Genomic DNA, 15671 nt, shown 5'->3' with positions numbered 1-15671 from the left:
GATCAAAGCTGAAAAAGGCCGCAGAGCTTGGGCTTGAAGTGATCGACGAAGCGGGCTGGGCTGCAATTGTGAAGGCGGCGCAGTGAACGCGGCAGAACACCTGCACATCGAACTGCCGCAGCCATTTCTGCCGGGAATGACCAAACTGGTTTTTCGGGGTGAACGCCAGATCCTGATCGTGAATGCACAAGGCGTACTTCGCGCGATCGACAATTCGTGTCCGCATGCCGGTTCTTCGCTGTTTGGCGGCAAGTTGGTCGGCAGACTGCTGCGCTGCCCCAGCCATGGCTTGATGATCGATCTGGCAACCGGGTGCATGGCGGGCGGCACAGGCCCTGGCGCGCGAATCTATCGTGTTGAAGCTACCCCGAACGGGGCGATCCTGGAAATCTAGAGCTTGTTTGACTTACGTGGAAGCAACACCGGCCCGCTGTTGCCGCGTTTTAGTCTAACCAAAACAGGCGCTAGTCCCCGCTCCCGTCGGCCCAATCCTGCATATGGCCTTCGCGGCAGATGCGTTCGTACATCTCGCGGTTTTCGGTGATCCACAGCATGCCTTGCATGTCTTCGATTTCAAGCCGTTGTTCAAACCGCAACCCGGCCTCACCGTTTCTGGCCCAGATCACCCGGGCATAGACCTTCAGTTCGTGAAAACGCAGCAGTGATATCCCGCCGACTACCGGTGGCGGGGAAATCCGCACCCGTGCGCCGGTGGTCGAGATATCATCGATCAGGCATTCACGCCGTTCGTGAGTCAGTTCAAGCGCCGCCTTGGCGCCCAGCCGCAAACGGTTGAACTGGCGGTGGCCCAATGCTGGGCGTGGTTGAGAATGGATACCCATTCCCCAACATTAGCCGGCTGTGGTTAAAGTTGTCCTATGAATGCTCTTCGGCTTGAGCGATCGGCGCCTTGGCGTTGCGCAGCGCAATGATCAGGACACCCGATAACGCGATCACGGTGCCTACGATCATCTTGGCGTCGACCGGGTCCTGGATCAGCGCCGAACCAAGCGCGATCGTTATCAAGGGCGTTATCAGCGTCAGCGCGGCAACCAGGTTCGCCTCGTATTTGACGATCAGGAAGTAATAGGCGGTGTGTGCGAAAATCGAGGTGATCAGGGCCGAATACAGCACCGCTGCCAGGGCCGGCCACCCGGCCAATCTAAAGCTGTCCAGTGCCTGAGGTTCAAACAGCAATGAAAACGGCGCGATTACCAGTACGCCCATCAAGGCGACCCAAGCCTGAAACTGCAACGGCGCAATCTCGCCCATCTGTTTCATCATGATCGCGCCCAGCGATCCGCAAAAAGCCGAAGCCAGCAGCAGGATCATCCCTGCGCTGATTGTGAAACCGGGCTGATACATCACGATCAGCACCCCGGCGAATGCCAGGGTGATCCCCAGCGTTCTGCGCCAGCGAATCCGTTCGCCCAGCATCACGATTGAAAGCAGCGTGGTCATCGGAACGCTGGTTTGCACGACGATCGCGGCTTCAGAGGCCGATACCCAGTTGAGCGCGATGAACATCAATGCAAAACTGCCGCCACCCATCAGCAGGCCAAGAACTGCGATCCGCCAAAACGGCTTGGGTACGGGGCGCAACCAAGGGATCGTGCAGATCAGAACGATGGCAAAGCGGACGACAGTGTAGAACAGCGGCGGCACATGCCAATGGCTGACCAGAACCTTGCTGAGCACATTATTGCTGGCCCAGACCAGGCAGATCAACACCATCAAAAGCAGGTGGCGCGGCTTCATGCGGCCTTGTCTTTCAATCCAGCCATACGTTTGAGTGCGGGCGCGGCAACGGGGATTGTCAGCATGGTAGAGCCGATCGCAGCCAGCAACAGCGCCGTAAACGCGCCAGAGGTAATGATCTGCTTGTCGAACAGGATGTTGACAAAAATGATCATGATCAGCGCCTTGGTCTGCAGCAACCAACCAATTACCCAGGCTTCACCCTTTTCCCAATTGAGCAATCGCCCGGCGATCCCCACACCTAGCAACTTGCCGGCAACCATCGCCGCCAGCAACAGCGCTGCGGCCGCAAACGCGGTCAATCCGCCCATGTCCCAACTGGTGCGCAGGCCAGTGCTGAGGAAAAACACCGGCATGAAGGCCAGCAGCACGACTTCGCGAAACTTGTCGATGCTTTCGATTTCGAACCATTCGGCATCAAGCGATGCGCCGGCCAGGAACGCTCCGACCATGTAATGCAGCCCCGACCAGTCTGCCAGATAACCGCAGCCAGCCAGCCAGATCAGCCCAACGTACCAGCGATCGCGCTGTGGAATCGTCGCAATCAGTTTGCGCACCAGCACCACGGCGATTGCGAATCCCAGCAGGAAACCAAGCTGGCGGGTAACGCGTTCCCAATCGAGCAGGATCAGCGCCAGCACACCCCAGATCATGATGTCATCGAGACTGGCATAGCGCAGGATCCGCTGGCCCAGCGCGCTGCGCAGAATCGCCAGCTTTTCCATGAGCAACACCAGGATTGGCAGCGCGGTGACTGCGCAGGCCATTCCAACCCCGGCCACAAATTGCCAGGTTTGCCCCTTGGCCCCGATCCAGCCGGCCGGATCGCTTACCTTCAGCAGGATTAGCGCGGCGGCGGCACCCAGCAACAGCGGCACGCCCAAGGCCAAGGCCGCGGTCAACCCGGTTTCGCCGCGCCATTTCCAGGCCTGCGCCAGATCCAGTTCAAGCCCGGCGGCAAAAACGAACAGCATCACCGCCCACCACGCCACGCCGTTCAGCGTGCCGATTACCTCTGGGGTGAAGACGGTGGTGTAATAGGCCGGGAAAACCGATCCCAACACGCCCGGGCCAAGCAGAATTCCGCCGACAATCTGAACCACCACCAACGGTGCATAGTAATCGGTCTTCAGCAACCGCCAGACCAGCCACGGCACGCCAAATATGATGATCAGCGCCAACAGGTAGAGTTCGGTTACGGGCAGGGCGGTGTGCATCGCAGCGGGCCATAGCAGGGCCGCTCGCGGGCTCCAACCGGGGCACAATCGTATTCCCCGGCAGGCTCGGCATTGTTTCTGCCGAGGCAATCGCTATTTTGGCGGCCATGAAGGAACTGTTCCAGCACGCCGCAATCACCGAAGGGATCACCGTGCGCGTCGCGGTGAACTTTTTGCCCGAACAATCGCAGATCGCGGCTGGCAAATGGTTTTGGGTCTATCACATCAGGATTGAGAACGGTTCTGACCAGGTTGTGCAATTGCTGACCCGGCATTGGCGGATCACGGATGCCCGCGGCATGATCAACTATGTTGACGGTGACGGGGTGGTTGGCGAACAGCCGGTACTGCGCCCGGGGCAGAGCCATGACTATGTCTCTGGTTGCCCGCTGACCACCGCGCAAGGCAGCATGGAAGGGTTCTACACCTTTGATCGCGATGATGGCTCAAGTCTTGAGGTGGCAATTCCGTTCTTCCCGCTGGCCGCTCCAGCTACGGCGGGCTAGGCCAAGCGGATGAAGCGCACCCATCTGCCGCTAAACGCCATGCGCGTTTTCGATGCCGCCGCGCGGCACCTTTCGTTCACGCGTGCCGCCGATGAGCTGGCGGTTACGCCAGCCGCGGTTGGGCAACAAATCCGGGCACTGGAAGACGTGCTGGGCGTGGTGCTGTTCCGCCGAACGCCCAAAGGGCTGGAGCTGACTGATGAGGCCAGCGCCGGGCTGGAAGCTTTGCGCAGCGGGTTTCTTCATTTCGAGGATGCGGTGCGCGCAATGCAGGCCGGTCAATCAAGCCACGTCTATACCATCGCTGCCCCGCGCGAATTCTTCGCCGCATGGCTCGCGCCAAAACTGGCAGCATTCCGCAAGGCAAATCCCGAAGTGCGGTTTGCGCTGGTTGCCAATGAAGAGGCCGATTTCACCGAGGCCAACCTTGATCTGGCGGTGCGCTGGGCCGAAGGCCCTGGCGATCTTGAAGGTGTGGCGCTGGGAACAACTGGCCGGGTGACGGTAGGGGAAGGCTGCTGGATCGCCTGGCCGGGTGATACCCAGCCCGAAGGCGCGGACTGCGATAGCCCACCGCTCAGCGTTGGTGATGCGGGGCAGGCGATCGCTGCGGCTGCCGCCGGAATGGGCAGGGCGCGGGTGCCAGTTTTGCTGGCGCAATCATGGCTTGAAAACGGCCGGCTTAAGGAACTGGGCGAGGTGGCGGCGTGCCGCCATGGCTATTGGCTGGTCGCCCCGACGCCGCAATGGCGACAGAAAAAGGTCAAAGCGCTGGTGGCGTTCCTGGTGGGGTAACGTGGTGCCGTGATGCAGGCTATTGCACTATCCGCCCGCCTTTCATCACCTGTTCAACATGCTCCAGCGCCCGCACGTCTGCCAATGGGTTGGCATTCAGCGCCACCATATCGCCCCAGTGCCCGGGCGTCAGCGATCCCACCTGGTCAGCCCAGCCCAGAAATTCGGCGGCAACACTAGTGGCTGATTGGATCGCCTGCATCGGGGTCATCCCGTATCTTACCATATAGGCAAATTGCCGCGCTTGCAGTCCATGAGGGAAAATACCGGCATCAGTCCCGAACACCAGCCGCACATTGGCGCGCACCGCTTTGGCAAAGCCCTGGCGCTGGGCCTCGGTGGTCTCGTCATTCTTGCGCAGGATTGATGCACTCCAGCCATCGCGGCGGCCAACTTCGGCAATGTAATCGCCGTTGTAAACGTCCATCACCAGATAGGCACCCTGGGCTTTGGCTATCGCGATACCGGCTGCATCGATCAGGCTGGCATGCTCGATCCCGCGTGATCCGGCCAGGATCGCGCTGTGGATACCGCTGGCGCCGTGGGCATGGCTTGTAACCCATGATCCGCGCGCCTTGGCAGTCTCTACAGCGGCAAATACGGCTGGACCGGAAAGCTCGATCTGACCCGGCTCGGTGCCTTCGGTCAGCACCGCGCCGGTGACGATCAGCTTGATCGAATTCGCACCTTTGTCGAGCATCAGATTGACTGCCCGGTGAACTTCGGCTGGATTGGCCGCCACGCCCATGCGCATTTCGGGTGGGACGATCATTCCGCTGGGCAGCCCGGTCACTTCTCCGCCGCCACCCGGCACGGTGATATAGCCGCCTACAGCGTTGATCCGGGGCCCCACCACATCGCCGCGGTTGATCGCGTTTCGCAGTTCAATGTTGCCGGTGCCGCGATAGGATCCGACATCGTGGACCGCAGTGAATCCGGCTAGCAGTGTGGCGCGGGCGTTGCGCGCACCCAGGTATGCGGTTTCCTCAGCTGAATGGAGCAGTGGCTCAGCCGGGTTGCTGGTCTGGAGGTAGTCCGCCAGATGCACATGGGCATCAATCAGGCCAGGCAGCACCCACTTTTCCGACCAATCGATCAGTTTGGCACCCTGCGGTGGTTCGTGCCACGGCTCAACCGCCGCAACCCTGCCGTCGATCACCTTGATCAGCCGATCATCCAGCACCCGCCCGTTGGTGGGTTCGATCAAATGCCCGGCACGGACATAGATAACCGCAAGCGGGGGCGGGTTAGCCGAAGCGGGGCAGAGCGAGGCGAGTGCAGCAAAAGCGGCAAAAAAGATGCGTTTCATTCGCGCAAGGTGCCGTGCAGCGCGATCAAGTGCAATCGGCTTGGTTGCGCATCGTTGGCGCCCTGCATCTTTTCGCGAGTTTAATCGCACGATTAAGTTTCTGATTGACCGAACCAGCCGGCATGGGCAATCCCGGCTGCCATGCACACGCAAACCATCCGCATTCCAGTTGCGCCAGGAATATCAATTGCCGCCGATACGGCCGGAACGCATGGTGCGCCAACCGTAATTCTGGGGCATGGCGGCGGACAGACCCGGCATTCTTGGGACAAGTGCGAGCTTCAATTGGCTCAGGCCGGCTACTTCGCGATCAATTATGATCTGCGCGGCCATGGTGACAGCGATTGGTCCAGCGACGGCGATTACAGCCTTGAAACACGGGCCGACGATCTTGCCGCAGTTGCGGCTCATGGATCACGGTCGTTCGCATTGGTGGGGGCCTCGCTTGGCGGAATCACGGCGATGGTTGCCGCGTCGCGCGGACTTGAACCGCAAGCGCTGGTGCTGGTCGATATCGTACCCAAGATGAGCCCGGTGGGTGTTGCAAAAATTACTGCATTTATGACCAGTAACCCCAACGGCTTCGCCAGCCTGGACGAAGCTGCCGATGCAATTTCTGCATATTATCCGGATCGCCCGCGGCCCAAGGATCTATCCGGCCTTAACAAGAATTTGCGTCAGGGTGCCGACGGGCGGTTTCGGTGGCATTGGGATCCCAGCTGGATGAAAAGCCCGCGCGGCGATCCGCGCTATCTGCTGAAAATGATGGACGATGCCGATTGGACCGATCGGGTTCCCACCCTGCTGGTGCGGGGCATGAAAAGCGATATGGTTGACGATGCTGGTGTAGACGATCTGCGCCGCCGCATTCCGCATCTGGAAATAGCCGATATCGGCGGGGCCGGACATATGGTTGCTGGCGACAAGAACGACGAATTCAACGCTGCCGTGATCGCATTTCTAACTCGGGTGATGCCGGCCTAGGCAGCGCGGCCGAATTTGCGCAAAGCCCGCCATGCCAGCGCCTTGGCCCGGTTTTGTGCCGGAAAGGGGCCGGGGCTCATCGGATGCAGTCCGATCCGCCGCAGCATATGGTTGAAAGCGCGGGCATCGGCTTCGGCATAGGTCCATTCAGATCGCCAGGTTATCGAAAGCGAAATCGATGGGAAGGCTCCGTTCTTTACCCAGTGTGGCGCTTTTACCGGAACGTGGATCGCCTCGCCTGCCTTGATCTGGATCGGCAGGCCTTTGGCCGCAAATTCATCGCGCCAGGGCAGATTGCGGTGTCGTTTGCCCAGATGGAACAGTTCGTGCGCTTCGGCCCCCAGCAGATCTTCGTCCTCAACCGGGAACAGGGTCATTGTCTTTTCACCCATCACCTGCAGCAGGATGTTGTGTTCCGGATCAAAGTGGAACGGCGTGACAGAGCCCGGCGAGGTGATGAAAACGAACCCTTCCAGGGTCAGCATTTCACCCGTGCGCGGGGTGACTATGTCACTGAGTTCGCCCAGCACATCGTGCAGCAGATCGTGATAGGCCGGGACTTGCTCAATCCGCTTCAGCGCCACCCATGAACCAGACTGGCCGATATTGCGGATCGTTTCCACCACACCCAGCGTGGCTTCAGGCACGTCTTCGGGGGCAATCCCGATGGGCAGTTCACCAGGGTTGTATTCGATCTCGCCATCGGGCAGCGCTGCCGCGAGATCTGCCAGCGCGTCAATCGAAAGTAGCGGGTGATCCAGCAGCTGATGTTCAAACTTGACCGGGCTGGCCGGATAGGCCGCAGCAAATGTGCGGCGGGCCTGGGCTGGAAAAACATGCTGCGTCATCGCGGATCTCGAACCGTTGGTAGAGTATCGCGCATTAGAACTTGCAGGTTAAAATCGGGTGTTGACCAGTTGCCCCGCCTGGTCGGGCCAGGCGGGGCTGATGGTTGCCGGCGAGGCCTCATTCCTCGGGCGGCAGCCGCCATGTGACCGAGCCGGCATAGCTTCCACGTACCGCTGCGCCATCGTTGCGGGCCGGATCGAACCGGGCCCGGCGCGGCAGCAACTGGCAAGTTGCCTCATCAAGCTCAGGAAATCCGCTGGATTTGGTGACTGTGCAAGCCGTGGCCCGGCCCGCACTATCGATCGACAGGCGATAGCCAACGCGCCCTTCGCGCTGGTTGATCAACCCGCGCCGAGGATAGTCATCAGTCGTCAGCCAGCGGGCAGAATCGCCCCTGGGTGTAGCCAGCTTTGGCGTAAAAAGCGGTTTGGCAGTGGATGTGGGGGTGGGTTCAGTGGTGGGAATTATGTAGTCCACGATTTTCCCGCCGGTATCGCCGCCGCTTGATGGCTCGGGGCTGGCAAAACCGTCTGGATCGGCCGCGGTCAAGGTTATCATCGGTTTTGGAACCACGATCGGCGGCTCAATCACGCGGCGCACCTCATCGGGCGGCGGCGGGGCAATGGGGGTTGGCGTTACGGTTGGCACCGCGAAAGCGGCAATCCGTACTGGCTTGATGTGGTTGGCCGTAAATGCCAGTCCGGTAATCACCGCCCAGGCCAGGCCGGCTTCAAGGGCAATGACAGCCGCACCGGCAGTCAACTTGCGGGTATTGGTGTTTGCATCAGCGTAAGCCATGGCATCCTCTCCTTGGCAGAAGCCACCACAGCCTTTCCGTTTGCCGGTATCAGGTCCACAGCAGCAGATAAATGAGATAGTATAACATCTAATATAGATGTCAAGAGGTGAGAAAATGACGCAATTTGATCGAAAATGGCCAATTTAACCCTGCGATTAAAGACTCGATTCCTGAACGATCCGCAGGCACAGTGCGCTGCGCAGCGGGGTGATTCAGGATCAACCTGTCCGTCCGCAATGCAAATGGGGTCCTGGTCTGACGGGGCGGATATGAGGAGGCGTTCGAATGCGGTTCAAGGCACTGGGTATTGCCATGCTGGCGCTGGTTGCATCTTGCAGCAAGGCACCATCGTTGCCGCCGCAAACCGGCGTAACCGATGCGCTGATCGCCGCACCGCCGCAGGGCGAATGGCTGACCTATGGCGGATCGCCTTCGGAACAGCGTTTTTCGAAATTGACCGGTGTAACCGATCAGAACGTGGGCCAACTGGGGCTTGCCTGGTCCGCTGATCTTGAAACCGCGCGCGGGCAGGAAGCGACCCCGCTGATGCACGAAGGCGTACTGTATGTTTCCACCGCGTGGTCAATGGTCAAGGCATACGATGCGCGCACCGGCGCGCTCAAATGGTCGTATGATCCCAAAGTGCCGCGCGATACACTGGTGCGTGCCTGCTGCGATGCGGTAAACCGCGGCGTCGCGCTGTATGGTAACAAGGTTTATGTCGGCACGCTCGATGGGCGGCTGGTCGCGCTCGATCAGAAAACCGGTAGCGTTGTGTTTGAAAAGACCGTTGTTCCCAACCAGACCGATTACACGATCACTGGCGCACCGCGCGTTGCCAAGGGCAAGGTGTTCCTTGGATCGGGCGGCGCTGAATACAAGGCGCGCGGGTATCTTGCCGCCTATGACGCGGAAACCGGCAACGAGCTGTGGAAGTTCCATACTGTGCCCGGCAACCCGGCAGATGGCTTCGAAAACAAGGCGATGGAAGCGGCCGCCAAGACCTGGACCGGGGAATGGTGGAAACTGGGCGGCGGCGGAACGGTGTGGGATTCGATCACCTATGATCCCACCACCAACATGGTGCTGTTCGGCACCGGCAATGCCGAACCCTGGAACCCAGCAGCGGCCGGCCGTGAAGGAGATAGCCTTTACACCAGCTCGATCGTGGCGGTTGATGCCGATACCGGCGAATACAAGTGGCACTTCCAGGAAACCCCGGAGGATCGGTGGGATTTTGATAGCGATGCCCAGATCACCATCGCCGATTTGCAAATCAACGGCGAGCAGCGCCATGTGGCGTTGCACGCGCCCAAAAACGGCTTCTTTTATGTTCTGGATGCCAAGACGGGCCAGTTCCTGAGTGCTGGATCATTTGCTACGCAAAACTGGACCACAGGGATCGATCCCAAGACCGGCAAGGCCCAGATCAATCCTGAGGCGCGCTATGAAAAAACTGGCAAGCCGTTTGTCGGTTTGCCCGGTGCCGCCGGGGCTCACTCCTGGCACCCGATGAGCTTTTCGCCGCAGACAGGGCTGGTCTATATCCCGGCAAACAGTGTGGCTCAGCCATATGTCGCGGCGAAAGACTGGAAGGCATCGGATATCGGCTATCAGGTCGGTATCGATACTGCGGTAACAGCCATGCCGGCTGACAAGGCTGTCCGCGCAGCCGCACGCAAGGCTACGACCGGGGCATTGATCGCCTGGGATCCGGTCAAGCAAAAGGCCGCGTGGCAGGTTCCCAACCCCAGCCCATGGAATGGCGGCACGCTGGCTACGGCTGGTAATCTGGTGTTCCAGGGCAACGCAGAAGGCGATTTCAACGCTTATGCGGCCGATAGCGGCAAAAAACTGTGGTCCTTCGCCACGCAAACCGGGGTGATCGCCGCACCGATGACGTACGAGCTTGATGGCGAACAGTATGTTGCCATTCTGGTCGGCTGGGGCGGGGTCTGGGATCTGGCATTCGGCGATCTGGCAACTATGTCCAAGGGATCACGCAATATCAGCCGCCTGCTGGTGTTCAAGATCGGTGCAAAGGGCCAACTTCCGCCGGTGCCGCCGCTTGAAAGATTGCCGATCGATCCGCCGGCCTTCACCGGAACGCCCGAACAGGTGGCGCGCGGCGCTGGCAACTTCGCCCGTTATTGCGCGGTCTGCCACGGCGATGCTGCAATCGGCGGCAACCTCAACCCCGATCTGCGTCGCAGCACCTATATCAGCGCACCCGAGGGGATCCGCGCAGTGGTGATAGACGGCGTGCTGATGCAGGGCGAACACCCCAAGGGCATGGTCAGCTTCAAATCGGTGTTCAAGCCTGAGGATGTGGAGGATATCCGTCACTATCTGATCAAGCGCGCGAATGAAGATAAGGCGCTTGGGGCGAAATGATTTGTTGAGTGTCGTTCGTTCCGTAATCGGATAGAGCGGCACTCAACCACATTGCCCCGGAGAGTATTATGAGCGACGCCGATCAGACCCCTGAAAACCAGCCGGCGGGCTATGTGCCGCCCAAGGTCTGGACCTGGGACAAGGAAAGTGGCGGGCGCTTTGCCAATATCAACCGGCCGATTTCAGGTGCGACCAGCGAGAAGGCGCTTCCTGTCGGCAAACATCCGTTCCAGCTTTATTCGCTGGGGACGCCCAACGGGGTCAAGGTCACGATCTTGCTCGAAGAGCTGCTGGCGCTGGGCCATGCCGGGGCAGAATACGATGCCTGGCTGATCAATATTGGAGACGGTGAACAATTCGGTAGCGGATTTGTGGCGCTTAATCCCAACAGCAAAATTCCGGCGATGGCCGATCATTCGCACAATCCGCCGCTGCGGCTGTTCGAAAGCGGATCGATGCTGATCTATCTGGCTGAAAAGTTCGGCGCTTTCATTCCCACTGACCCTCGCGGGCGGGCCGAGACGATAAATTGGGTGATGTGGCAGATGGGCAGCGCACCGTTTCTGGGCGGCGGGTTTGGGCATTTCTATGCCTATGCCCCGTTCAAGATGGAATACCCGATTGATCGCTATGCGATGGAGGTGAAGCGGCAGCTGCACGTGCTCGATACGCATCTGGCGGAAAATGAATATATGGTCGGTGATGATTACACGATTGCCGATATGGCGATCTGGCCGTGGTATGGTGCAGTGGCCAAGGGTGTTGTCTATGATGCCGCAGAATTCCTCGCGGTGCATGAATATACCAACGTGCTGCGCTGGGCCGATCAGATTGCCTTGCGTGAACCGGTGCAGCGCGGCCGCATGGTCAACCGGGCGATGGGCGATCCTGCGACCCAATTGCTTGAGCGCCACGATGCGAAAGACTTTGATCTGAACACACAGGACAAGGTTGCAGAGCGCGGCGGGGAGCGGATTTAAATCGCGCCTTTCGCGGCCAGCGCGGCCAGATCCACCGCGCCCAGCCCAAGCTCGGCATAGACCTCTGCATTGTGTTGACCCACCGTTGCCGGGGCGGGGCGGCGCACGGCCCCCGGCGTTGCCGACAGGCGCGGAAAGGTGCCTTGCATCTTGAGTGGTCCGAACCGTTCGGTCTCAACCTCGATAATCGCTTCGCGTGCGGCAAAATGCGGATCGGCCAGCATCTCGGGCGCGCGGTAAACCCGCCCAGCCGGGATCGCATGCTGGATCATCAGCGCATCAACCTCATCAACGGTAAGGGTGCGGGTCCAGCTCTCAATCAGCGCATCGATCTCGGTCTGGTTTTCACCGCGGGCCAGGTGTGTGGCAAAGCGCGGATCGCGGCCCAGGCCGGGCTGGCCCATGGCTTCGGCCAGCCGCAGCCACAGCGAATCCTTGTTGGCCCCGATCATATATTCGCCGTCGCGGCAGGCATAGACATTGCTGGGCGCGATGCCTTTAAGGACCGAGCCCGAGCGTTCGCGGATCACGCCGCCAAGATCGTATTCGGGGACCAGCCCTTCCATGACTTGCAGCACGCTTTCGTAAAGTGCGGCATCGATTATCTGGCCTTCGCCGGTCTTGCTGCGGTGGTGAAGTGCCGCCAATACCCCCATGCAGCCATAGGTTGCGGTAAGTGTGTCGCCGATTGAAATGCCCATCCGGCTGGGCGGGCGATCGGGTTCACCCACAATATAGCGCCAGCCGCCCATCGCTTCGCCGATCCCGCCAAACCCGGCGCGGTCTGAATAGGGGCCGTCCTGGCCATAGCCAGACATCCGCGCGACGATCAGGCCAGGGTTGGTCTTGCGCAGAAAATCTGGGCCCAATCCCCACTTTTCCAGCGTTCCGGGTTTGAAGTTCTCAACCACTACATCGGCCGTTGCAATCAGCTGCCGGACCAGATTTTGCCCAGCAGGATCGCGCAGGTTGGCCGATACCGAGCGCTTGTTGCGGGCAATCACTTCCCACTGAACCTTGTGGGGCCCCTGGCCCCATTCGCGCAGCGGATCGCCAGCGCCGGGCGGCTCAACCTTGATTACATCGGCCCCCATATCGCCCAGCAACTGCCCGCAGAACGGCCCGGCAATCAGCTGGCCAAGCTCGATTACGCGGATACCGTGCAGCGCACCCGTCATTATTGCGCGCTCTTGGGAAAGGGCGGAGCCTGCGCCGCCATGCCGGGCAGCTTGCGGCCCATCACACCCGCCAGCCAGTGATTGGCGGCGATCATCGCAGGCAAGTCCAGTCCGGTTTCAATCCCGGCCCGATCAAGCATGAATGCCACGTCCTCGCTGGCCACATTGCCGGCCGCACCCGGCGCAAACGGGCAGCCACCAAGCCCACCCAGCGATCCGTCAACCACGCTGGCGCCAGCGCCGATTGCGGCCCAGACATTGGCCAGCCCAGTACCCCGCGTGTTGTGGAAGTGGACCCGCACCGGCAGTGGCCAAATCGCGGCCTGGACGGCTGTAACCAATCGACTGACCCGGGCCGGATCGGCTACCCCGATGGTATCGGCCAGCGCCACTTCCTTCAGCCCTAGCGCGGCCAGTTCATGCGCCATCGCAATGACATGCGCCGGATCAACCTCGCCACTGAACGGGCAGCCGAAAGCGGCCGCAATCGTCGCCTGCACGGTCTTGCCTGCGGATCGGGCCAATCCGGCAATTTCACCCACGGCGGCGACCGAACCGGCGCTGGTCTGGCCCTGATTGGCCATGGCGAACGCGTCAGTGGCCACGGCCACTGCGCCAAGTTGGTCGATCCGCCCGCAGGCCAGCGCGCGTTCGGCCCCGCGCGCATTCAGGACCAGGGCGATAAAAGTGGCACTGCTTTCAGGAAGCCCGGCGCAGACCGCCTCGGCATCAGCCATCTGGGGCACCTTGCCGGGATTAACGAAACTTGCCACTTCGATCCGCCGGACGCCATAGTGCAAGGCTTGCTCGATCAGACGCAGCTTGTCAGCCGTTGCAACAAACTGCTGCTCATTTTGCAGCCCATCGCGGGGCCCCACTTCGACAAATTCAATCATGCCGGCAGCGAAAGATGCTTGCCGCCGAATACCGCCTGCCAGCTCTCAATCTCGTCAACCACGATTTCGTCGATCCGGTGCGCAAGTTCGGCCACTGCGGCGTAATCCACCGCCGCTTCACCGCCAGCCAAAAGCAGGCGGATCCGGGTATCGACCCCGTCCAGCTTCTCTGCCGTCACCTCAGAGATCGCCGCAAAGCGCTCAAAATCCCCGAAAAAGCGCATGCCGGCGATGCTGGCACCCAATGTGGGCAGTGATACGCCAACGAAAGTTGAAAGGTGTGACAGGCCTTCAGGGACAGCCTGATCGATCAGGCCAAGCTTGGCCCCCAGCGTGATGCCCAGAAAGGTCGAGACCGAAAGTACTGCCAGCAGGAACATTGCCTGTGACAGTTTGTCGAGCCGGAGGTGGACCGTCTCCAGCCGTGCTGCCTTGATCCGGTGATAGTCACGCTGGCCCACCACGTGCGGGTGCAGCACGGTTTCCAGCGCTTCGATCAGATAGGCCTTGGTGATACTGATTCTTGGCAGCCCAGCCGCACGCAGGCAATGGCGGGCGTGATATTCTGGCCAGGTGGTATCTGCACCGCGCGGCCAGCGGCCCGGCGCGCGGGCCACCCCCAGCAGCAGCAGGATCGGGGCATGGCGCAAATATTCGGCCACGCGCCGTGTTTCAAACCAGCGGGCATGCCAATCCAGCCGGCTGCCCAGCCAAGTGATAAACAGGATTGCGGCTAGCAGCAGAAATTCGCCAGTGGCAAAGATCCATTTCACCGGCTCAAGATGCAGTGGCTGATACGCCAGGCCGATCATGATCGCGAGCGCGGACAGCATGAAATTGGTGATCATCCCGCTGCGATAGGCATCAGAAAGCCAGGCTCCGATCCCGTCGCTCCAGGCAAAGCGCGGCAGGATCTGATCGGCGATGTGCTGGGCATAGGCGGGATCGCCGCCGGGTAATGCTGCGGCGGCACCAAGAATGTCCGATCCGCTGCCCGCGGCAATCTGATCGGGCGTTTCGTAAGTCTGCCGCAGCGATCGGAACGGCCGGCCTTGGCCGCCAAATATCGCCTCGATCCGGCGGTAGATCGTCAGGTAATAGCTGGATCGCCCGCGCCATTTGGCCTGGTCAAGCCGCTCTGAAGCCATGATCAGATCTTCACCGGCGTCCGGCTGCAAGGCATCGCGAACCAGTTCCGCCAGCATTGCATCATCCAGCGCCGGCAAGTCTTTCCAAGTTGCCAGACTTTCACGGGCCCGGGCCAGGCGCCAGATGCCGGGTTGGTTGGGATCCAGCAGCAGCACCGGCGAACCTTCCTCAAGCGCCATCCCGACAGTGTGCCCGGTTCCGCCTGGAAGGTTGCGGATCTGCCCATCCCAGACCGCGATCAACAGATCACTTTGTTCGATCATCACCTGCCCGGCGAGCGCGGCCTGATCCGAACTTTCGATTGAAAAACTGCGATCGGCAGAAATATCACCGGGAGCAGCCAGCCTGGCCCGAAACAAATCAGCCAGCTGGTTGTCGCGGTCTGCCAGCGCGAAAATCTGGGTCCGCGCGGTCCATTGCCGGATCGATGCTGCGCGGTGCTGAACATCGGGATCCTGCGCTTCGCGCCCTGCCAGCAGTGCTTCGGCATCCGCCAGATTTGTTGGCAGGGAATTGATCGCACAGTTCAGCGCCTCTCCAAACGGCAGCGGCGCAACCAGCTCCCAGCCCAGCGCAGTGGCCGCTTCTGCGCCGATGATATCAACTCCGCTGACCAGCAGGTTGTGCAGGCGTGTGGAGGCATGGCTGGTCTTGGCGCTATCAAGCGCACGGACATTGGTTTCGATCCGGCCAAACAGATCGCCTATCGCTGCGCTCACCGCCGCGCGGTTGGCCGCCAATCCGGGGTTGCTGTCGCGGTGGCCGGTAATGCCAAGGGCAAGGCGCGGCAGCGGGTTTGGCGGGGGCGTTACGCTCATCACTGCAACCTTATTCAGGCTTTGCCGCAAGGTCCAGCT

At 60.6% G+C, this 15671-nt stretch carries 15 protein-coding genes; 6 read left to right on the top strand and 9 right to left on the bottom strand.

Translation table 11 applies throughout. The features are described from left to right. The first annotated feature begins 82 nt into the window (after nt 1-82). The gene (locus ABL914_RS05770; protein WP_391562210.1) at nt 83-394 is read left to right on the top strand and encodes a Rieske (2Fe-2S) protein; all 312 of its coding nucleotides are present in this window, start codon (nt 83-85) and stop codon (nt 392-394) included. A 70-nt stretch (nt 395-464) separates the two neighbouring features. Here ABL914_RS05770 and ABL914_RS05765 read toward each other — a convergent pair whose 3' ends face one another. The 3 genes from ABL914_RS05765 to ABL914_RS05755 are packed head-to-tail and all read right to left on the bottom strand — an operon-like array spanning nt 465 to nt 2975. After that, nucleotides 465-842 carry a PilZ domain-containing protein gene (locus ABL914_RS05765; RefSeq protein WP_391562209.1) on the bottom strand — a complete coding sequence of 126 codons (378 nt, stop codon included), beginning with the start codon at nt 840-842 and terminating at the stop codon, nt 465-467. Between the two features lie 34 nt (nt 843-876). After that, the gene (locus ABL914_RS05760; RefSeq protein WP_391562208.1) at nt 877-1758 is read right to left on the bottom strand and encodes a DMT family transporter; all 882 of its coding nucleotides are present in this window, start codon (nt 1756-1758) and stop codon (nt 877-879) included. Then, nucleotides 1755-2975 (bottom strand): cation:proton antiporter, encoded by a 1221-nt coding sequence (locus ABL914_RS05755; protein ID WP_391562207.1) that lies wholly within the window; start codon nt 2973-2975, stop codon nt 1755-1757. The genes ABL914_RS05760 and ABL914_RS05755 overlap by 4 nt, the downstream gene beginning before the upstream one ends. A gap of 107 nt (nt 2976-3082) precedes the next feature. On the opposite strand from ABL914_RS05755, the gene apaG reads away from it, so the two are divergent. Continuing rightward, nucleotides 3083-3481, top strand: coding sequence for a Co2+/Mg2+ efflux protein ApaG (gene apaG, locus ABL914_RS05750; protein ID WP_391562206.1), 399 nt, complete (start codon nt 3083-3085; stop codon nt 3479-3481). A 9-nt stretch (nt 3482-3490) separates the two neighbouring features. After that, nucleotides 3491-4276, top strand: a complete 786-nt coding sequence (locus ABL914_RS05745) for a LysR family transcriptional regulator (RefSeq protein WP_391562205.1) — start codon at nt 3491-3493, stop codon at nt 4274-4276. 19 nt (nt 4277-4295) lie between these two features. Here the strand turns inward: ABL914_RS05745 and ABL914_RS05740 are convergent, their stop codons facing one another. Continuing rightward, on the bottom strand, nt 4296-5585 hold the full coding sequence (locus ABL914_RS05740) for an amidohydrolase family protein (protein WP_391562204.1): 1290 nt from the start codon (nt 5583-5585) through the stop codon (nt 4296-4298). Between the two features lie 141 nt (nt 5586-5726). Here ABL914_RS05740 and ABL914_RS05735 point away from each other — a divergent pair, with 141 nt between their 5' ends. After that, nucleotides 5727-6569 (top strand): alpha/beta fold hydrolase, encoded by an 843-nt coding sequence (locus tag ABL914_RS05735; RefSeq protein ID WP_391562203.1) that lies wholly within the window; start codon nt 5727-5729, stop codon nt 6567-6569. Here ABL914_RS05735 and ABL914_RS05730 read toward each other — a convergent pair. After that, nucleotides 6566-7417, bottom strand: coding sequence for a cupin-like domain-containing protein (locus ABL914_RS05730; RefSeq protein ID WP_391562202.1), 852 nt, complete (start codon nt 7415-7417; stop codon nt 6566-6568). The two genes, ABL914_RS05735 and ABL914_RS05730, sit on opposite strands and share 4 nt — an antisense overlap. A gap of 118 nt (nt 7418-7535) precedes the next feature. Continuing rightward, a complete protein-coding gene (locus ABL914_RS05725; protein WP_391562201.1) occupies nt 7536-8216 on the bottom strand; it encodes an energy transducer TonB in 681 nt (226 codons plus the stop codon). Between the two features lie 286 nt (nt 8217-8502). Between ABL914_RS05725 and ABL914_RS05720 the strand changes: the two genes are divergently transcribed. Continuing rightward, a complete protein-coding gene (locus tag ABL914_RS05720) occupies nt 8503-10611 on the top strand; it encodes a PQQ-dependent dehydrogenase, methanol/ethanol family (protein ID WP_391562200.1) in 2109 nt (702 codons plus the stop codon). A 68-nt stretch (nt 10612-10679) separates the two neighbouring features. Beyond that, the gene (yghU, locus tag ABL914_RS05715; protein WP_391562199.1) at nt 10680-11591 is read left to right on the top strand and encodes a glutathione-dependent disulfide-bond oxidoreductase; all 912 of its coding nucleotides are present in this window, start codon (nt 10680-10682) and stop codon (nt 11589-11591) included. Here yghU and ABL914_RS05710 read toward each other — a convergent pair. Genes ABL914_RS05710 through ABL914_RS05700 form a run of 3 tightly spaced genes read right to left on the bottom strand, consistent with a single transcriptional unit; the run spans nt 11588 to nt 15632 of the window. After that, the gene (locus ABL914_RS05710; RefSeq protein WP_391562198.1) at nt 11588-12769 is read right to left on the bottom strand and encodes a CaiB/BaiF CoA transferase family protein; all 1182 of its coding nucleotides are present in this window, start codon (nt 12767-12769) and stop codon (nt 11588-11590) included. The genes yghU and ABL914_RS05710 overlap by 4 nt on opposite strands. After that, the gene (locus tag ABL914_RS05705; RefSeq protein ID WP_391562197.1) at nt 12769-13665 is read right to left on the bottom strand and encodes a hydroxymethylglutaryl-CoA lyase; all 897 of its coding nucleotides are present in this window, start codon (nt 13663-13665) and stop codon (nt 12769-12771) included. The genes ABL914_RS05710 and ABL914_RS05705 overlap by 1 nt, the downstream gene beginning before the upstream one ends. Then, a complete protein-coding gene (locus ABL914_RS05700) occupies nt 13662-15632 on the bottom strand; it encodes a hypothetical protein (RefSeq protein ID WP_391562196.1) in 1971 nt (656 codons plus the stop codon). Before ABL914_RS05700 ends, ABL914_RS05705 begins: the two co-directional genes overlap by 4 nt. Nucleotides 15633-15671 lie beyond the last annotated feature (39 nt).

The sequence above is a fragment of the Novosphingobium sp. genome (genome assembly GCF_040079535.1).
Lineage (GTDB): Bacteria > Pseudomonadota > Alphaproteobacteria > Sphingomonadales > Sphingomonadaceae > Novosphingobium.
The sequence above is the reverse complement of the archived record's forward strand: the minus strand, read 5'-3'. Positions and strand labels throughout refer to the sequence as shown.